This window comes from Streptomyces sp. MAI_2237, from assembly GCF_054189285.1.
Genome location: NZ_JAJPGQ010000003.1, coordinates 2866918 through 2881925, shown reverse-complemented (window position 1 = coordinate 2881925; position 15008 = coordinate 2866918). Strand labels below are relative to the sequence as shown.

At 72.8% G+C, this 15008-nt stretch carries 13 protein-coding genes; 8 read left to right on the top strand and 5 right to left on the bottom strand.

Annotation, left to right across the window (positions count from 1 at the left end; translation table 11 throughout):
* Positions 1-73: 73 nt before the first annotated feature.
* From LN251_RS23660 to LN251_RS23640, 5 genes are all read left to right on the top strand, one after another.
* Positions 74-1666, top strand: coding sequence for an AMP-binding protein (locus tag LN251_RS23660; protein WP_458246131.1), 1593 nt, complete (start codon positions 74-76; stop codon positions 1664-1666).
* Between the two features lie 15 nt (positions 1667-1681).
* Complete coding sequence (locus tag LN251_RS23655) at positions 1682-2494, top strand: PaaX family transcriptional regulator (protein WP_458246130.1); 813 nt, start codon at positions 1682-1684, stop codon at positions 2492-2494.
* 148 nt (positions 2495-2642) lie between these two features.
* Positions 2643-3200, top strand: coding sequence for an adenylyl-sulfate kinase (gene cysC, locus LN251_RS23650; RefSeq protein WP_458246129.1), 558 nt, complete (start codon positions 2643-2645; stop codon positions 3198-3200).
* On the top strand, positions 3197-4096 hold the full coding sequence (gene cysD / locus LN251_RS23645; protein WP_458246128.1) for a sulfate adenylyltransferase subunit CysD: 900 nt from the start codon (positions 3197-3199) through the stop codon (positions 4094-4096). The genes cysC and cysD overlap by 4 nt, the downstream gene beginning before the upstream one ends.
* 2 nt (positions 4097-4098) lie before the next feature.
* Positions 4099-5319: a sulfate adenylyltransferase subunit 1 gene (locus LN251_RS23640; protein WP_458246127.1), complete on the top strand. Its 1221-nt coding sequence runs from the start codon at positions 4099-4101 to the stop codon at positions 5317-5319.
* Here LN251_RS23640 and LN251_RS23635 read toward each other — a convergent pair.
* Together LN251_RS23635 and LN251_RS23630 are read right to left on the bottom strand one after the other, a co-directional pair.
* On the bottom strand, positions 5303-7690 hold the full coding sequence (locus LN251_RS23635; protein ID WP_458246126.1) for a bifunctional salicylyl-CoA 5-hydroxylase/oxidoreductase: 2388 nt from the start codon (positions 7688-7690) through the stop codon (positions 5303-5305). The two genes, LN251_RS23640 and LN251_RS23635, sit on opposite strands and share 17 nt — an antisense overlap.
* Before the next feature lie 2 nt (positions 7691-7692).
* Positions 7693-8520 (bottom strand): enoyl-CoA hydratase family protein, encoded by an 828-nt coding sequence (locus LN251_RS23630; RefSeq protein ID WP_458246125.1) that lies wholly within the window; start codon positions 8518-8520, stop codon positions 7693-7695.
* A gap of 299 nt (positions 8521-8819) precedes the next feature.
* Between LN251_RS23630 and LN251_RS23625 the strand changes: the two genes are divergently transcribed.
* Positions 8820-9272, top strand: coding sequence for an ATP-binding protein (locus LN251_RS23625; RefSeq protein ID WP_458246124.1), 453 nt, complete (start codon positions 8820-8822; stop codon positions 9270-9272).
* Between the two features lie 48 nt (positions 9273-9320).
* Here LN251_RS23625 and argF read toward each other — a convergent pair whose 3' ends face one another.
* Both argF and LN251_RS23615 read right to left on the bottom strand, forming a co-directional pair.
* The gene (argF, locus tag LN251_RS23620) at positions 9321-10328 is read right to left on the bottom strand and encodes an ornithine carbamoyltransferase (protein WP_458246123.1); all 1008 of its coding nucleotides are present in this window, start codon (positions 10326-10328) and stop codon (positions 9321-9323) included.
* A gap of 80 nt (positions 10329-10408) precedes the next feature.
* A complete protein-coding gene (locus LN251_RS23615; protein ID WP_458246122.1) occupies positions 10409-11629 on the bottom strand; it encodes an arginine deiminase in 1221 nt (406 codons plus the stop codon).
* A 130-nt stretch (positions 11630-11759) separates the two neighbouring features.
* On the opposite strand from LN251_RS23615, the gene LN251_RS23610 reads away from it, so the two are divergent.
* Both LN251_RS23610 and LN251_RS23605 read left to right on the top strand, forming a co-directional pair.
* Positions 11760-12869, top strand: a complete 1110-nt coding sequence (locus LN251_RS23610) for an SPFH domain-containing protein (RefSeq protein ID WP_458246121.1) — start codon at positions 11760-11762, stop codon at positions 12867-12869.
* On the top strand, positions 12866-13756 hold the full coding sequence (locus LN251_RS23605) for a hypothetical protein (protein ID WP_458246120.1): 891 nt from the start codon (positions 12866-12868) through the stop codon (positions 13754-13756). Before LN251_RS23610 ends, LN251_RS23605 begins: the two co-directional genes overlap by 4 nt.
* On the opposite strand, the gene LN251_RS23600 is transcribed toward LN251_RS23605, so the two are convergent.
* Positions 13736-15007, bottom strand: a complete 1272-nt coding sequence (locus LN251_RS23600) for an MFS transporter (RefSeq protein WP_458246119.1) — start codon at positions 15005-15007, stop codon at positions 13736-13738. The two genes, LN251_RS23605 and LN251_RS23600, sit on opposite strands and share 21 nt — an antisense overlap.
* Position 15008 lies beyond the last annotated feature (1 nt).

Sequence of the window (15008 nt, the reverse complement as noted above, 5' to 3'; positions counted from 1 at the left end):
TCGTCACCAACACGATACGCTCCATTCACGAGCCCGCCAGGACGCCGAACCCGGCATAAGGGGGCGCACCTCCATGACCGACTCCGCCCACGTCGACACCTTCGCGCGCGACAACCTTCCGCCCCGCGAGGAATGGCCCGAGCTCCGCTTCGACCTGCCGGAGCTGCGGTACCCCGATCGGCTGAACTGCGCCGCCGAACTGCTGACGGGCCCCGATCCGGGCCGCCCGGCGTTCCACACCCCCGCCGGCCCGTCCTGGACGTACGGCGACCTGCGCGCCCGCGTCGACCGGATCGCGCACCTGCTCACCGACGACCTCGGGGTGGTCCCCGGCAACCGCGTCCTGCTGCGCGGCCCGACCACGCCGTGGCTGGCCGCCTGCTGGCTGGCGGTGCTGAAGGCGGGCGGGGTGGCGGTCACGGTGCTGGCGCAGCAGCGGCCGCACGAGCTCGCGGTGATCTGCGACATGGCACAGGTCAGGCACGCCCTGTGCGACGTCCGCTCCGTCGACGACCTGGTCAAGGCCGAGATACCCGGCCTGAGGATCACCACGTACGGCGGCGACACCCCGGACGACCTCCTGCGCCGTCCGGCGCCCGACACCCCGTACCCGGCCGTCGCCACGGCCGCCGACGACGTGGCGCTGATCGCGTTCACCTCGGGCACGACCGGCCGCCCGAAGGGGTGCATGCACTTCCACCGGGACGTCCTGGCGATAGCGGACACCTTCTCCCGGCACGTGCTGCGCCCTACCGGGGACGACGTCTTCGCCGGCAGTCCGCCCCTCGGCTTCACCTTCGGGCTCGGCGGGCTGGTGGTCTTCCCGCTGCGCGCCGGTGCCAGCGCCCTGCTGCTGGAACAGGCCCATCCGCGGCAGCTGCTGGAGGCCGTCGCCGCGCACCGCGTCTCGGTGCTGTTCACCGCGCCGACCGCCTACCGCGCGATGCTCGCGGAGATCGACGCCCACGACGTCTCCTCCCTGCGCCGCTGCGTGTCCGCCGGCGAGAACCTGCCCGCCGCCACCTGGCGGGCGTGGCGGGAGCGCACGGGGCTGCGCATCATCAACGGCATCGGCGCGACCGAGCTGTTGCACATCTTCGTCTCCGCCGCCGACGAGGACATCCGGCCCGGGACGACCGGCGTGCCCGTGCCGGGATGGCAGGCACGCGTCCAGGACGAGGCCGGACATCCCGTGCCCGACGGGGAGCCGGGTCTGCTCGCCGTGCGCGGTCCGGTCGGCTGCCGCTACCTCGCCGATCCACGGCAGCGGGCGTACGTGCGCGGCGGCTGGAACATCACGGGCGACACCTACGTCCGCGACGGCGACGGCTACCTCCGTTACGTCGCCCGCGCCGACGACATGATCATCTCGGCCGGGTACAACATCGCCGGGCCGGAGGTCGAGGACGCCCTGCTGCGCCACCCGGACGTGGTGGAGGCCGCGGTCGTCGGGCGCCCCGACGAGGCCCGCGGGCAGGTCGCCGTCGCCCACGTCGTCCTCAAGGAGGGCGCCGCCCGGGACGCCGAGGCGCTGCGCGCCTTCGTCAAGTCCGAACTGGCGCCCTACAAATGCCCGCGCGAGATCCACTTCGCGGACGCCCTGCCACGCACCGCGACCGGAAAGCTCCAGCGGTTCAAACTGCGCACCGAAGGTGACCAGCAGTGATGCCGACGACCTAAGATGATCAACGTGTCCGACCAGCATGCACCACGGTCTCTCATCGTCACGCTCTACGGCGCCTACGGCCGCTTCGTGCCGGGCCCCGTGCCCGTCGCCGAGCTGATCCGGCTGCTGGCCGCGGTCGGCGTGGACGCACCCTCCGTACGGTCGTCGGTGTCCCGCCTCAAACGCCGCGGTCTGCTGCTGCCCGCACGCACGGCGCAGGGCGCGGCCGGGTACGAACTGTCGCCGGACGCACGCCAGTTGCTCGACGACGGCGACCGGCGTGTGTACGCCACCGCCGCGCCCGAGGGCGAGGGCTGGGTGCTCGCGGTGTTCTCCGTGCCGGAGTCGGAGCGGCAGAAGCGGCACGTGCTGCGCTCCCGGCTGGCCGCGCTCGGCTTCGGGACGGCGGCGCCCGGCGTGTGGATCGCGCCCGCGCGGCTGTACGAGGAGACCGAGCACACCCTGCGCCGGCTGCACCTCGACCCGTACGTCGACCTCTTCCGCGGCGAGCACCTCGGCTTCGCCCCCACCGTCGAGGCGGTCGCCCGCTGGTGGGACCTGGCCGCCATCGCCAAGGAGCACGAGGTCTTCCTGGACCGCCACGAGCCGGTGCTCCAGGAGTGGCGCCAGCGCGCGGACACCCCGCCCGAGGACGCCTACCGCGACTACCTCCTGGTTCTCGACTCCTGGCGCCATCTGCCCTACGTCGACCCCGGTCTCCCGGCCCGGCTGCTGCCTCGGGACTGGCCGGGGGCGCGGTCGGCCGCGGTGTTCCGGGAGCTGCACGAGCGGCTCAGGGACGCGGGGGCGGTGTTCGCGCGGGTGTGAGGCCGCACTGGCCGCCCGCGGCCTGCTGTGACCTCAGCCATACCTTCCGCCCCTCACGGAACCCTCAGCTTCCTCTGTCCCTCTTCTCAAGTTTCTTACCTAGCGTTCGGCGAGCCGACCGCCGGGCCGAGGAAGAGGACTGTTGCGCATGACCACCACGCCAGGACCCAGGGCTCGGGGAGCCACCGTCTGGCTCACCGGACTGCCGAGCGCGGGCAAGACGACCATCGCCCGCCACCTCGGGGCACGCCTGGCGGCCGAGGGTCATCGCGTGGAGATCCTCGACGGCGACGAGATACGCCGCTTCCTCTCGGCGGGCCTCGGCTTCTCCAGAGCGGACCGCAACACGAACGTGCAGCGCATCGGCCTGGTCTCGGAGGTCCTGGCCCGCAACGGGGTGCTGTCCGTGGTCCCGGTGATCGCCCCGTACGCCGACAGCCGGGAGGCCGTCCGCAAGCGGCACGCGGCCAGCGCGACGCCGTACGTCGAGGTGCATGTCGCCACGCCGGTCGAGGTGTGCGGCGAGCGGGACGTGAAGGGGCTGTACGCCCGGCAGGCCGCGGGCCGGCTGACGGGGCTCACCGGCGTCGACGACCCGTACGAGCCGCCGGCCGACCCGGACCTGGTGCTGGCGACGCAGGCCCAGACGCCCGAGGAGTCGGCGGACGCGGTTTACGCGGTGCTGGCGGAGCGGGGGCTGGTGTGAGCGGCGCGCTGTCCCATCTGGACGCCCTGGAATCGGAGGCGGTGCACATCTTCCGTGAGGTGGCGGGTGAGTTCGAGCGGCCGGTGATCCTGTTCTCCGGCGGCAAGGACTCCATCGTCATGCTCCACCTGGCGCTGAAGGCCTTCGCCCCGGCCGCGGTGCCGTTGTCGCTGCTGCACGTGGACACCGGGCACAACTTCCCCGAGGTCCTCGACTACCGCGACCGTGTAGTCGCCGCACATGGGCTGCGACTCCATGTGGCCTCCGTGCAGGACTACATCGACCGCGGTGTGCTGCGCGAACGTCCCGACGGCACCCGCAACCCGCTGCAGACCCTGCCGCTGACCGAGAAGATCCAGGCCGAACGGTTCGACGCCGTCTTCGGCGGCGGGCGGCGCGACGAGGAGAAGGCCCGCGCCAAGGAACGGGTGTTCTCGCTGCGGGACGAGTTCTCCCAGTGGGACCCGCGCCGCCAGCGCCCCGAGCTGTGGAACCTGTACAACGGCCGCCACTCCCCCGGCGAACACGTCCGCGTCTTCCCGCTGTCCAACTGGACCGAGCTGGACGTGTGGCAGTACATCGCCCGCGAAGCCATCGACCTCCCGCAGATCTACTACGCCCACGAACGCGAGGTCTTCCGGCGGGCCGGGATGTGGCTGACGGCGGGCGAGTGGGGCGGGCCCAGGGACGGCGAGAGCGTCGAGAAGCGGCGGGTGCGCTACCGCACGGTCGGCGACATGTCCTGCACCGGCGCGGTCGACTCCGACGCCGACACCATCGCCAAGGTGATCGCCGAGATCGCCGCCTCCCGGCTGACCGAGCGCGGCGCGACGCGTGCCGACGACAAGATGTCCGAGGCCGCGATGGAAGACCGCAAGCGCGAGGGGTACTTCTAGCCATGACCGGTACGACCATCGACACGCTGCGGTTCGCCACCGCCGGCTCCGTCGACGACGGCAAGTCCACCCTGGTGGGACGGCTGCTGCACGACTCCAAGTCGGTGCTGGCCGACCAACTGGAGGCCGTCGAGCACGCCTCACTGAGCCGGGGCCAGGACGCGCCCGACCTTGCGCTGCTCACCGACGGTCTGCGGGCCGAGCGGGAGCAGGGCATCACCATCGACGTCGCCTACCGCTATTTCGCCACCCCGCGCAGGCGGTTCATCCTCGCCGACACCCCGGGCCATGTGCAGTACACGCGCAACATGGTCACCGGCGCCTCCACGGCCGAGCTGGCGATCATCCTGGTCGACGCGCGCCACGGGGTGGTCGAGCAGACCCGCCGCCACGCCGCCGTGGCCGGGCTGCTGCGGGTCCCGCACGTCGTTCTCGCGGTCAACAAGATGGACCTCGTCGGGTACGGGCAGGACGGGTTCGAGCGGATCGTCGAGGACTTCGCGGGGCACGCGGCGGAGGCGGGACTGCCCGGCTTCACCCCGATTCCCGTCTCGGCGCTGGCCGGCGACAACGTCGTGGACCGTTCGGCGCACATGGGCTGGTACGAGGGGGCAGCCCTGCTGGAGTTCCTGGAGCACGTGCCGGTGGGTGCCGAGGCGGCCGGCGCACCGGCCCGCTTCCCGGTGCAGTACGTGATCCGGCACGGTGAACAGCGTCACTACGCCGGGCAGTTGGTGTCGGGTTCGCTGCGTGTCGGCGACCGGGTCACCGTGCACCCGTCCGGCGGGACCTCGGAGATCGCCGGGATCGACGTGCTGGGCACGGCGGCCGAGGCGGCGTACGCGCCGCAGTCCGTGAGCGTGCGGCTCACCGGCCAACGGGACGTCGCACGCGGCGACATGATCACGACGGGAACGGACGTCCCGGTGCTCACCCGGGACCTCCGGGCGGCCGTGTGCCATCTCGCCGACCGGCCGCTGCGGGTCGGCGACCGCGTGCTGGTGCGGCACACGACCCGTACCGTCAGGGCCGTCGTCGAGGACCTGGCCGGGGCCGCCGAGCTGTCGGTCAACGACCTGGGCCGGATCAGGCTGCGCACCGCCGAGCCCCTGGCGCTGGACGACTACGCGGTCTCCCGGCGCACCGGCGCGTTCCTGCTGATCGATCCGGCGGACGGCGCGACACTGACCGCCGGCATGGTGGACCTCAACCACCCAGGCTGAGGCGGGGTTTGGGGGCGTCCGTCCGTCCGGTCTGCGGACGGCGGCTGCCCGCCCGGTAGGGCGCCGGCCAGACGGCGCCCGGACCGTCGTACCCCTGCTCGGCGGCGGCGTGCAGTGTCCAGTGCGGGTCGTACAGGTGCGGGCGGGCCAGGGCGCACAGGTCGGTGCGGCCGGCCAGGATCAGGGAGTTGACGTCGTCCCAGGAGGAGATCGCGCCGACCGCGATCACCGGGACGCCGATCCGGTGCCGGATGCGGTCGGCGAACGGCGTCTGGTACGACCGCCCGAACTCCGGGCGTTCGTCGGCCACGACCTGCCCGGTCGACACGTCGATCGCGTCGGCGCCGTGCGCGGCGAAGGCGCGGGCGATCTCCACGGCGTCCTCGGCGGTGTTGCCGCCCTCGGCCCAGTCGGTGGCCGAGATGCGGACCGTCATGGGCTTGTCCTCCGGCCACACCTCCCGGACGGCGTCGAAGACCTCCAGCGGGAAGCGGAGCCGGTTCTCCAGGCAGCCGCCGTAGGCGTCGGTACGGCGGTTGGCCAGCGGGGAGAGGAAGCCGGAGAGCAGATAGCCGTGGGCGCAGTGCAGTTCGAGCAGGTCGAATCCGGCGCGGGCGGCCCGCCGGGCGGCGGAGGTGAACTGCTCCCGGAGATCGGCGAGTTGCGCGGGCGTCAGCTCGCTCGGGACCTGGCCTGCGGGTTTGTACGGCAGTGGGGAGGCGGCCACGAGCGGCCAGTTGCCCTCGGGCAGCGGCTCGTCCATGCCCTCCCACATCAGCCGCGTGGAGCCCTTGCGGCCGGAGTGGCCCAGCTGCACGCCGATCGCCGTGCCGGGCGCCTGGGCGTGCACGAAGTCGGTGATCCGCCGCCAGGAGTCGGCCTGTTCGCCGGTGTAGAGGCCGGTGCAGCCGGGGGTGATCCGGCCCTCCGCGCTGACGCAGACCATCTCGGTCATCACCAGCCCGGCGCCGCCGAGGGCGCGCGCGCCGAGGTGCACGAGGTGGAAGTCGCCGGGGACGCCGTCGACCGCCGAGTACATGTCCATCGGGGAGACGACGACCCGGTTGCGCAGGGTCAGGCCGCGCAGGCGGAACGGCGTGAACATCGGGGGTGTGCCGGGCGGGCAGCCGAACTCCTCCTCCACGGAGGTGGTGAAGCCGGCGTCGCGCAGCCGCAGGTTGTCGTGGGTGACGCGGCGGCTGCGGGTGAGGAGGTTGAAGGCGAACTGGCGGGGCGGCTGGTCGACGTAGAGGCCGAGGTTCTCGAACCACTCCAGGCTGGCCCGGGCGGCGCGCTGGGTGGAGGCGACGACCGGCTTGCGCTCCTCCTCGTAGGCCGCCAGCGCCCGCTCAAGCGACGGTTGTTCCTCCAGGCAGGCGGCGAGGGCGAGGGCGTCCTCGACGGCGAGCTTGGTGCCGGAGCCGATGGAGAAGTGGGCGGTGTGGGCGGCGTCGCCCAGGAGGACGACGTTGCCGTCAGACCAGTGCGCGTTGGTGACGGTGCGGAACGTGGTCCAGGCCGACTTGTTGCTCCGCAGGGGCCTGCCCTTGAGGGTGTCGGCGAAGATCTTGGCACAGGCCTCGACGGACTCGTCGGTGTCGAGGTCGGCGAAGCCGGCCGCCCGCCAGACGTCCTCGTGCATCTCGACGATCACGGTGGACGCGTCGGCCGCGTACGGGTAGCCGTGGAGCTGCATCACGCCGTGTCCGGTCTCGGCGATGTCGAAGCGGAAGGCGTCGAAGGCGAAGTCCGCGGCGAGCCAGATGTAGCGGCAGTGGTGGCTGACCACATGGGGTCCGAACACAGGGGCGTGGGCCTCACGGGTGGTGCTGTTGACGCCGTCGGCGGCGATGACGAGGTCGTGGGTCTCGGCCAGGCCGGCCGGGGCCTCGGTACGGAAGCGGAGGTCCACGCCCAGGTCGCGGCAGCGCTCGTGCAGGATCTCCAGCAGGCGTTTCCTGCCCAGCGCGGCGAAGCCGTGGCCGCCGGAGGTGTGCCGTACGCCCCGGTGCACGATGTCGATGTCGTCCCAGCGCACGAAGTCCCGCTGGAGGGCCTCGTAGACGACCGGGTCGGCGTGTTCGATGCCGCCGAGGGTCTCGTCGGAGAGGACCACGCCGAAGCCGAAGGTGTCGTCGGGGGCGTTGCGCTCCCAGACGGTGACCTCGCGCCGCGGGTCGAGGCGTTTGAGGAGGGCTGCCGCGTAGAGGCCGCCGGGGCCGCCGCCGATGACCGCTACGCGGAGGGGGTGGTCGGGCTTCGTCGGCGGCTGCGGGGACGTCGTGGTTTCTCGCGCCCGCGCGGCGGTAGCCGCAGATTCGGCAGGGCCCCGCGCCCCTGAGGTCGGCACAGTCCCCTTGGACGAAATCATCCCTACCTCCCTCGCCATTTCGGCGGGCGCTTCTCCGTGAAGGCCGCGTGGAACTCGGCGTAGTCCTCGCCGTTCATGAGGAGGGCCTGGGTGGAGGCGTCGAGTTCGACCGAGGCGGCGAGCGGCATGTCCAGTTCGGCGGTCAGCAGCGCCTTCGTCTGGGCGTACGCCAGGGCCGGGCCGTCGGCCAGGCGGCGGGCGAGGGCCTGCGCGGCCTCGTCGGCCCGGCCTTCCTCGGTCAGCTCGCTGATCAGCCCGATGCGCTCGGCCTCCGGTGCGCGCACCGGTTCGCCCAGCATCAGCAGCCGGGTCGCGTGACCGAGCCCGACGACCCTCGGCAGCAGGTAGGCCGCGCCCATGTCGCCGCCCGACAGGCCCACCCGGGTGAACAGGAAAGCGAACCGCGCGCTGGGGTCGGCGATCCGGAAGTCGGCCGCCAGGGCCAGGACCGCGCCGGCGCCCGCCGCCACCCCGTGCACCGCCGCGATCACCGGGAACGGGCACTCCCGGATCGCCCGGACGGTCTGGCCGGTCATGCGGTTGAAGTCGAGGAGCTGGGCGGTGTCCATGGCGAGGGTCGCGCCGATGATCTCGTCGACGTCACCGCCGGAACAGAAACCGCGGCCCTCGCCGGCCAGCACCAGGGCCCGCACGGACCGCTCCCGGGACAGCTCGGCGAGCAGGTCGCGCAGGTCGGCGTAGGCGCCGAAGGTGAGCGCGTTGAGCTTGTCGGGGCGGGCGAGGGTGACGGTGGCGACCGTGTCGGCGACATCGACGCGCAGGTGCTCCCAGCGGGAGGTGCGGGCGGCCGAGCCGGTGAAGGGACTCATGACGTGCGGCCTCCTGGGGGACGGGGCGCTGCCGTACTGAGCTCTGCCCTTCGAAGCTATCACCTATCCGTGACTGTCGTCATGAGGGCGCGATAAGCGGGCTCGCTTGTGACCCGGTGCCGTCACATCCGTCACGGCTCGTCGACGAAGAGGCAACGACGGGAGCTGCCGCGCGAGGCAAGCCGTTGTTACGGGTAAGCCGCCCGGCAACGGGGCCGAAGGTCCCGTACGGCGCCCGCCCAACGCCTCTGTGGACGGGCCCGTAGGATTCATACGGTTGAAAGCAGGACTGCCTGCTGATGAACGGACCCATCGTGCAAGAACGCCCCGCCTCCTCCGCCTCCTGGCGCGTCGCGCTGCCGCACTCCGCCGCGGCCGTGCCGGTGGCCCGCGCGCTCGTGCGTACGGCGCTGGCCGAGCTGGAGCACGGGGCGGACAGCGAAACCGCGGAGCTGCTGACCGCGGAGCTGGTCGCGAACGCCGTGGAGCACACCACGGGGGACGCGCCGATAGAGCTGGTCGTGGAGCTGCTGCCGTCGGGCTGCCGGGTGGAGGTCCACGATCCCGACCCGGCGCCGCCGGGCGATCTGACGACGCCGCACCGGGGAGCGCCCGACCCGTGGCAGGAGCACGGGCGCGGGCTGCTGCTGATCCGCGCGCTCAGCTCCTCCTGCGGGCACCGGGCGTCGGGTTCCGGCAAGGCGGTGTGGTTCCGGCTGCCCTCGGTGCCCCCGCAGCGCCGGGCGATGTGACGGCCGGGCGCAGCGCACAGGAGGGCCGTCCCGGGGCGGCCCGGCGGGTCAGGCCAGCGTCGCGACCAGGATCGCCTTGATGGTGTGCAGCCGGTTCTCGGCCTCGTCGAAGACGACCGAGTGGGCCGACTCGAAGACCTCGTCGGTGACCTCCAGCGACTGAAGGCCGTGACTGTCGTAGATCTCCTGCCCCACCTTCGTGCCCAGGTCGTGGAAGGCCGGCAGGCAGTGCAGGAACTTGACGTCGGGGTTGCCGGTGGCGCGCAGGACGTCCATGGTCACGGCGTACGGGGCGAGCGCGGCGATCCGCTCGCCCCAGACCTCCTTGGGCTCACCCATGGAGACCCAGACGTCGGTGGCGACGAAGTCGGCACCCCGGACGCCGTCGGCCAGGGACTCGGTCAGCGTGATCCGCGCGCCGCTCGCCCCGGCGAGTTCGTGCGCCCGGTCGATGACCTCCTGCACCGGCCAGTAGTGCTTCGGGGCCACGATCCGGACGTCCATGCCGAGCAGGGCGCCGGTGATCAGATAGGAGTTGCCCATGTTGAAGCGGGCGTCGCCGAGGTAGGCGAAGGCGATCCGGTCGACCGGCTTGGCGGTGTGCTCGGTCATGGTGAGCACGTCGGCGAGCATCTGGGTGGGGTGCCAGTCGTCGGTGAGGCCGTTGTAGACGGGCACGCCCGCGTGGGCGGCCAGCTCCTCGACCTTCTGCTGGCTGTCACCCCGGTACTCGATCCCGTCGTACATCCGGCCGAGCACGCGCGCGGTGTCCCTCACCGACTCCTTGTGCCCGATCTGCGAGCCGGACGGGTCGAGATAGGTGGTGGAGGCGCCCTGGTCGGCGGCGGCGACCTCGAACGCGCAGCGTGTGCGCGTCGAGGTCTTCTCGAAGATCAGCGCGATGTTCCGGCCGGTGAGGTACCGCGTCTCCGTCCCGGCCTTCTTTGCGGCCTTCAGCTCCGCTGCCAGCCCGACCAGGCCGAGGAACTCCTCCGCGGTGAAGTCGAGCTCCTTGAGGAAGTGGCGCCCGGCGAGGGCGGTCGGGACGGTCGCCATGGGGCGCTCCTGAGATGCGGGAACAACTGACCGTGGAAGTCTATACGACCGTCAGCATTACTATGCACATAGGTGTACGCCTATACGGCCTCGCGTTCGACCGGGCAGCTCATGCAGCGCGGCCCGCCCCTCCCTCTGCCCAGCTCGCTGCCGGGGATCTCGATGACCTCGATGCCCTGCTTGCGCAGGTGGGTGTTGGTGGTGGCGTTGCGCTCGTACGCGACGACGACGCCCGGTTCGACGGCGAGGACGTTGCAGCCGTCGTCCCACTGCTCGCGCTCGGCGGCGTGCACGTCCTGGGTGGCGGTCAGGACGCGGATCTCGCTCAGGCCGAGGGCGGCGGCGATGGCCCGGTGCATGTGCTCCGGCGGGTGGTCGGTGACCTTCAGCTCCTCGCCGACGCCCGGCTCGATGGTGTACGAGCGGAGCATGCCGAGGCCCGCGTACTGGGTGAAGGTGTCGCCGTCGACCATCGTCATCACGGTGTCCAGGTGCATGAAGGCGCGCCGCTTCGGCATGTCGAGGGCGACGATGGTCCGGGCCGAGCCGGCCGCGAAGAGCTTGTGCGCGAGCATCTCGACGGCCTGCGGTGTGGTCCGCTCGCTCATGCCGATGAGGACGGCGCCGTTGCCGATGACCAGGACGTCCCCGCCCTCGATGGTGGACGGGTAGTCGACCTGCCCCTCCGACCAGACATGGAACGTCTCGTCGCGGAAGAGGGGGTGGTGCCGGTAGATCGCCTCGAAGTGGACGGTCTCGCGCTGCCGGGCCGGCCAGCGCATGGCGTTGACGGAGACACCGTCGTAGATCCAGGCGGAGGTGTCGCGGGTGAAGAGGTGGTTGGGCAGCGGGGCGAGGAGGAAGTCGTCGAGGTCCATGACGTGGAAGCGGACCGAGGTCGGCTCCGGGTGCACGTCCAGGAACTCGCGTTTGGTCATGCCGCCGACGAGGGCCTCCGCCAGCTCGGCCGGGTGCATGGTCTCGAAGGCGGCTCTGAGGTGGTCGGTGGCGAGGACGCCGTACTCCTTCTCGTCGAAGACGCGGTCCAGGACGAGGGTGCGGGCCGCCGGGATCGCCAGGGCCTCGGTGAGCAGGTCGCCGAAGAGGTGGACGGTGACCCCGCGGTCGCGCAGCACGTCGGCGAACCCGTCGTGCTCGGCGCGCGCCCGGCGCACCCACAGCACGTCGTCGAAGAGCAGTGCGTCCTTGTTGCTGGGGGTGAGCCTTTTGAGCTCGAGATCGGGCCGGTGCAGGATGACGCGGCGCAGCCGCCCGGCCTCGGAGTCGACGTGGAATCCCATGCCTCCATCCTGACCACCGGGGGGCCACTTGACCCGCGGCTCGTGGGTTTCTTCCGTTCCCAATTCTCGTCCCCTTGACGATAACGACCGCTTCCGTTTATCGTCGGCAAGACGAGAACGAGGGGGTCCGATGGCCGACATCACCCGGCGCCTGGGCTGGCGCCATCTCCGAGGCGCGCCGACCGCGCACATCCGGCACCACCGGGACGGAAAGCTGCTGCACGACGGGCCGGGGCTCAGCTTCTGGTTCCGCGCGCTGACCGCGGCGCTGTCCGAAGTCCCGGTGGACGACCGGGAGTTGGCGATGACCTTCCACGCCCGTACGTCCGACTTCCAGGACGTGGCGGTGCAGGCGACGGTGACGTACCGGATCGGCAACCCGGCCCTCGCCGCGGCCCGCCTCGACTTCTCGGTCGACCCGGACACCGGGGTCTGGCGGGGCGCGCCGCTGGAGCAGCTCGGCACCCTGCTGACGGAGACGGCGCAGCAGCACGCGCTGGACGTCCTCGCTCGTACGTCCCTGTCGTCGGCGCTGGTCGACGGGGTGACGGCGGTACGGGAACGGGTCGCGGCGGGCCTGGCGGCCGAACCCCGGCTGCCGGCGACCGGGATCGAGGTGGTCGCGGTGCGCGTGGTCGCCCTGCGCCCGGAGCCGGAGGTCGAACGGGCGCTGCGCACCCCGGCCCGTGAGCAGATCCAGCAGGAGGCCGACCGGGCGACGTACGAGCGCCGGGCCGTGGCCGTCGAGCGGGAGCGCGCCATCGCCGAGAACGAACTGGCCAGCCAGATCGAACTCGCGCGCCGCGAGGAGCAGTTGGTGGAGCAGCGGGGCACGAACGCGCGGCGCGAGGCGGAGGAGCACGCGGCGGCCGACGCGGTCCGGGCCGAGTCCGAGGCGGCCCGCACGGTGCGGCTCGCGGAGGCGGAGGCGACGCGGTCGGTGCGGCTGATGGACGCCGAGGCACAGCGCACCGAGCGGCTCGCCCAGGCCGAGGCCGCGAAGACGGTACGGCTCGCGCGGGCGGAGGCCGAGGCGGCGCGCGAGGTCGGCGAGGCGCGGGCCCAGGCCCAGGCCGCCTGGCTGCGGGTGCACGGCGAGGTCGACGTGGCGACGCTGCACGCCCTCACCGGGACGCGGCTGGCGGAGAACCTGCCGCGCATCGACAGCGTGACCGTCTCGCCGGACGTGCTGACGGGCCTGCTGGCACGGCTCGGCGGCAGCGGCGGGGAGACGGCGTGAGCCTCGCGCCCCGTGCCGTCCTGGTCCACCGCACCACCGAGTACGAGGAGTTGCTGGCCCACCACGGCACCCATGGGCAGGCCGCGTTCTTCCTCTCCTCCCGGGGGCGGGACATCGAGGAGGTCGCCGAGCGGCACCGGCGGGTACGGCGGGCGCTCGCCGAGGTGACCGCGGCCGTCCCTCTGACGTGGCGGCAGGCACGGGTGGAGCGCGCCGACCTGGACCGCTTCCTGTTCGGGCCGGAGGACGTGGTGGTGGTCGTGGGCCAGGACGGGCTGGTGGCGAACGTCGCCAAGTACCTCGCCGGGCAGCCGGTGCTGGGCATCGACGCGGATCCCGGCCGCAACCCGGGCGTGCTGGTCCGGCACCGGCCGCGGGACGCGGCGAAGCTGCTGACGGCGGTCGGGACGAGCGTGGAGGAGCTGACGATGGTCGAGGCCGTCGCCGACGACACGCAGCGGCTGGTCGCGCTGAACGAGATCTACCTGGGCGCCGCCGGACACCAGACGGCCAGATACCGCCTGGGCCTCGAGGACGACGGGGGTGTCGTCGAGGCCCAGGCCTCCTCCGGGGTGCTGGTGGGCACCGGGACCGGCGCGACGGGCTGGATCCGCTCGGTGTGGCAGGAGCGGGGCGCCGCGGTGCAGCTGCCGCGCCCCACCGAGCACCGCCTGCTGTGGTTCGTCCGGGAGGCGTGGCCCTCTCCCGCCACGGGCACGTCCCTGGTGGCCGGGGAACTCGCCGCCACCGCCCGCCTGAAGGTCACCGTCGAGTCGGAGCGGCTCGTCGCCTTCGGTGACGGGATGGAGACGGACGCGCTGGAGCTGACCTGGGGGCAGTCGGTACGGGTCGGGGTGGCGGACACGTCACTGCGTCTGGTCGGCTAGCCGCGCCTCCTCCCCCGCCGCCCGCTCCGCGCGCACCGGCGCCCAGAGGGTGGCGGCCGACACCAGCGCGACGGCCGCCGACGCCGTCAGCACCGTCACATCGCCGAGCGCGGCCGCGAGCATGCCGCCGCCCAGCGCGCCGACGGGCACGGTCACCAGGAGCACCGCCTGGGTGAGACCGGCGACGCGGCCCTGCAGACCGGACGGCGCCGCCAGTTGCTGCAGGGTGGTCATGGAGACGGACCACACGGTGGCGGCCAGACCGTATCCGAGCTGGTAGGCGAGCAGCAGCGGGAACGCGCCGCCCAGGGCCGCCGCCGGGACCAGGAAGATCGCGGCGCCGGCCAGCAGCCCGCAGATCCGCGTAGCGCGCCACACTCGCAGACCCTCGCCGAACCGTCCGGCGACCACGACGCCGAGCACGGTGGCCGCGCTGAACGCGGCATAGGTCGTCCCCAACTGCCAGGGCGCGAGACGCAGTTCGTCGGTCGCGTAGAGGACGTACAGCGCGGCGACCGCGCCGGCGCCGAGGTTGAGGCCGGCGCCCGCCAGCACCATCCGGTACAGCCGGCGGTCGGTGCGCACGATGTCGAGTCCCGCCCGCAGGGCGGAGGCCGGTCCGGAGCGGGCGGCGTCGCGGTGTCCGGCCGGGGTGTTCAGGGCTGCCGGGAGGGCGAGCAGCAGCAGCGCCTCCACGGCGTACGCGGCGCCGCCCACGGCCAGCGCGGGACCGGTGCCGGCGAGGCCGACGAGGACGCCGCCGAACGCGGGACCGCCGATCTGGCCGGCCGTGCGGGCGCCGGTGAGCACGGAGTTGGCGGCGAGCAGGCGCCGGGGGCCGACGACGCGGGGCAGGGCGGCCTGCAGGCCCACGGAGAGGGTGAAGGTCAGGGTGCCGGAGACGGCGGCGACGGCGTAGACCTGCGGCCAGGTGACGTGCCCGGCGGCGCGGGCGAGCGGGACCGAGCCGACGACCAGGGCTTGCAGGGCGGTCGCCGCGACCAGCAGGCGGCGCAGGCACACGCGGTCGACGAGCAGCCCGGCGAACGGGCTCAGCACCGCGCCGGGCAGGTACGTCAGGGCCAGGATCACGGACGCGGCGAACGGCCCGGCGTGCAGCTCCGTGACGGCGAGCAGGGTCAGCGCGAGTGCGGTGACCTGGCGGCCGACGGACCCGGCGGTCTGTTCGGCGCAGAGCAGCACGAAGGGGCGGTGCCGCCTGAGGGGGCGGTCGTCCGACGGGAGGGTCACC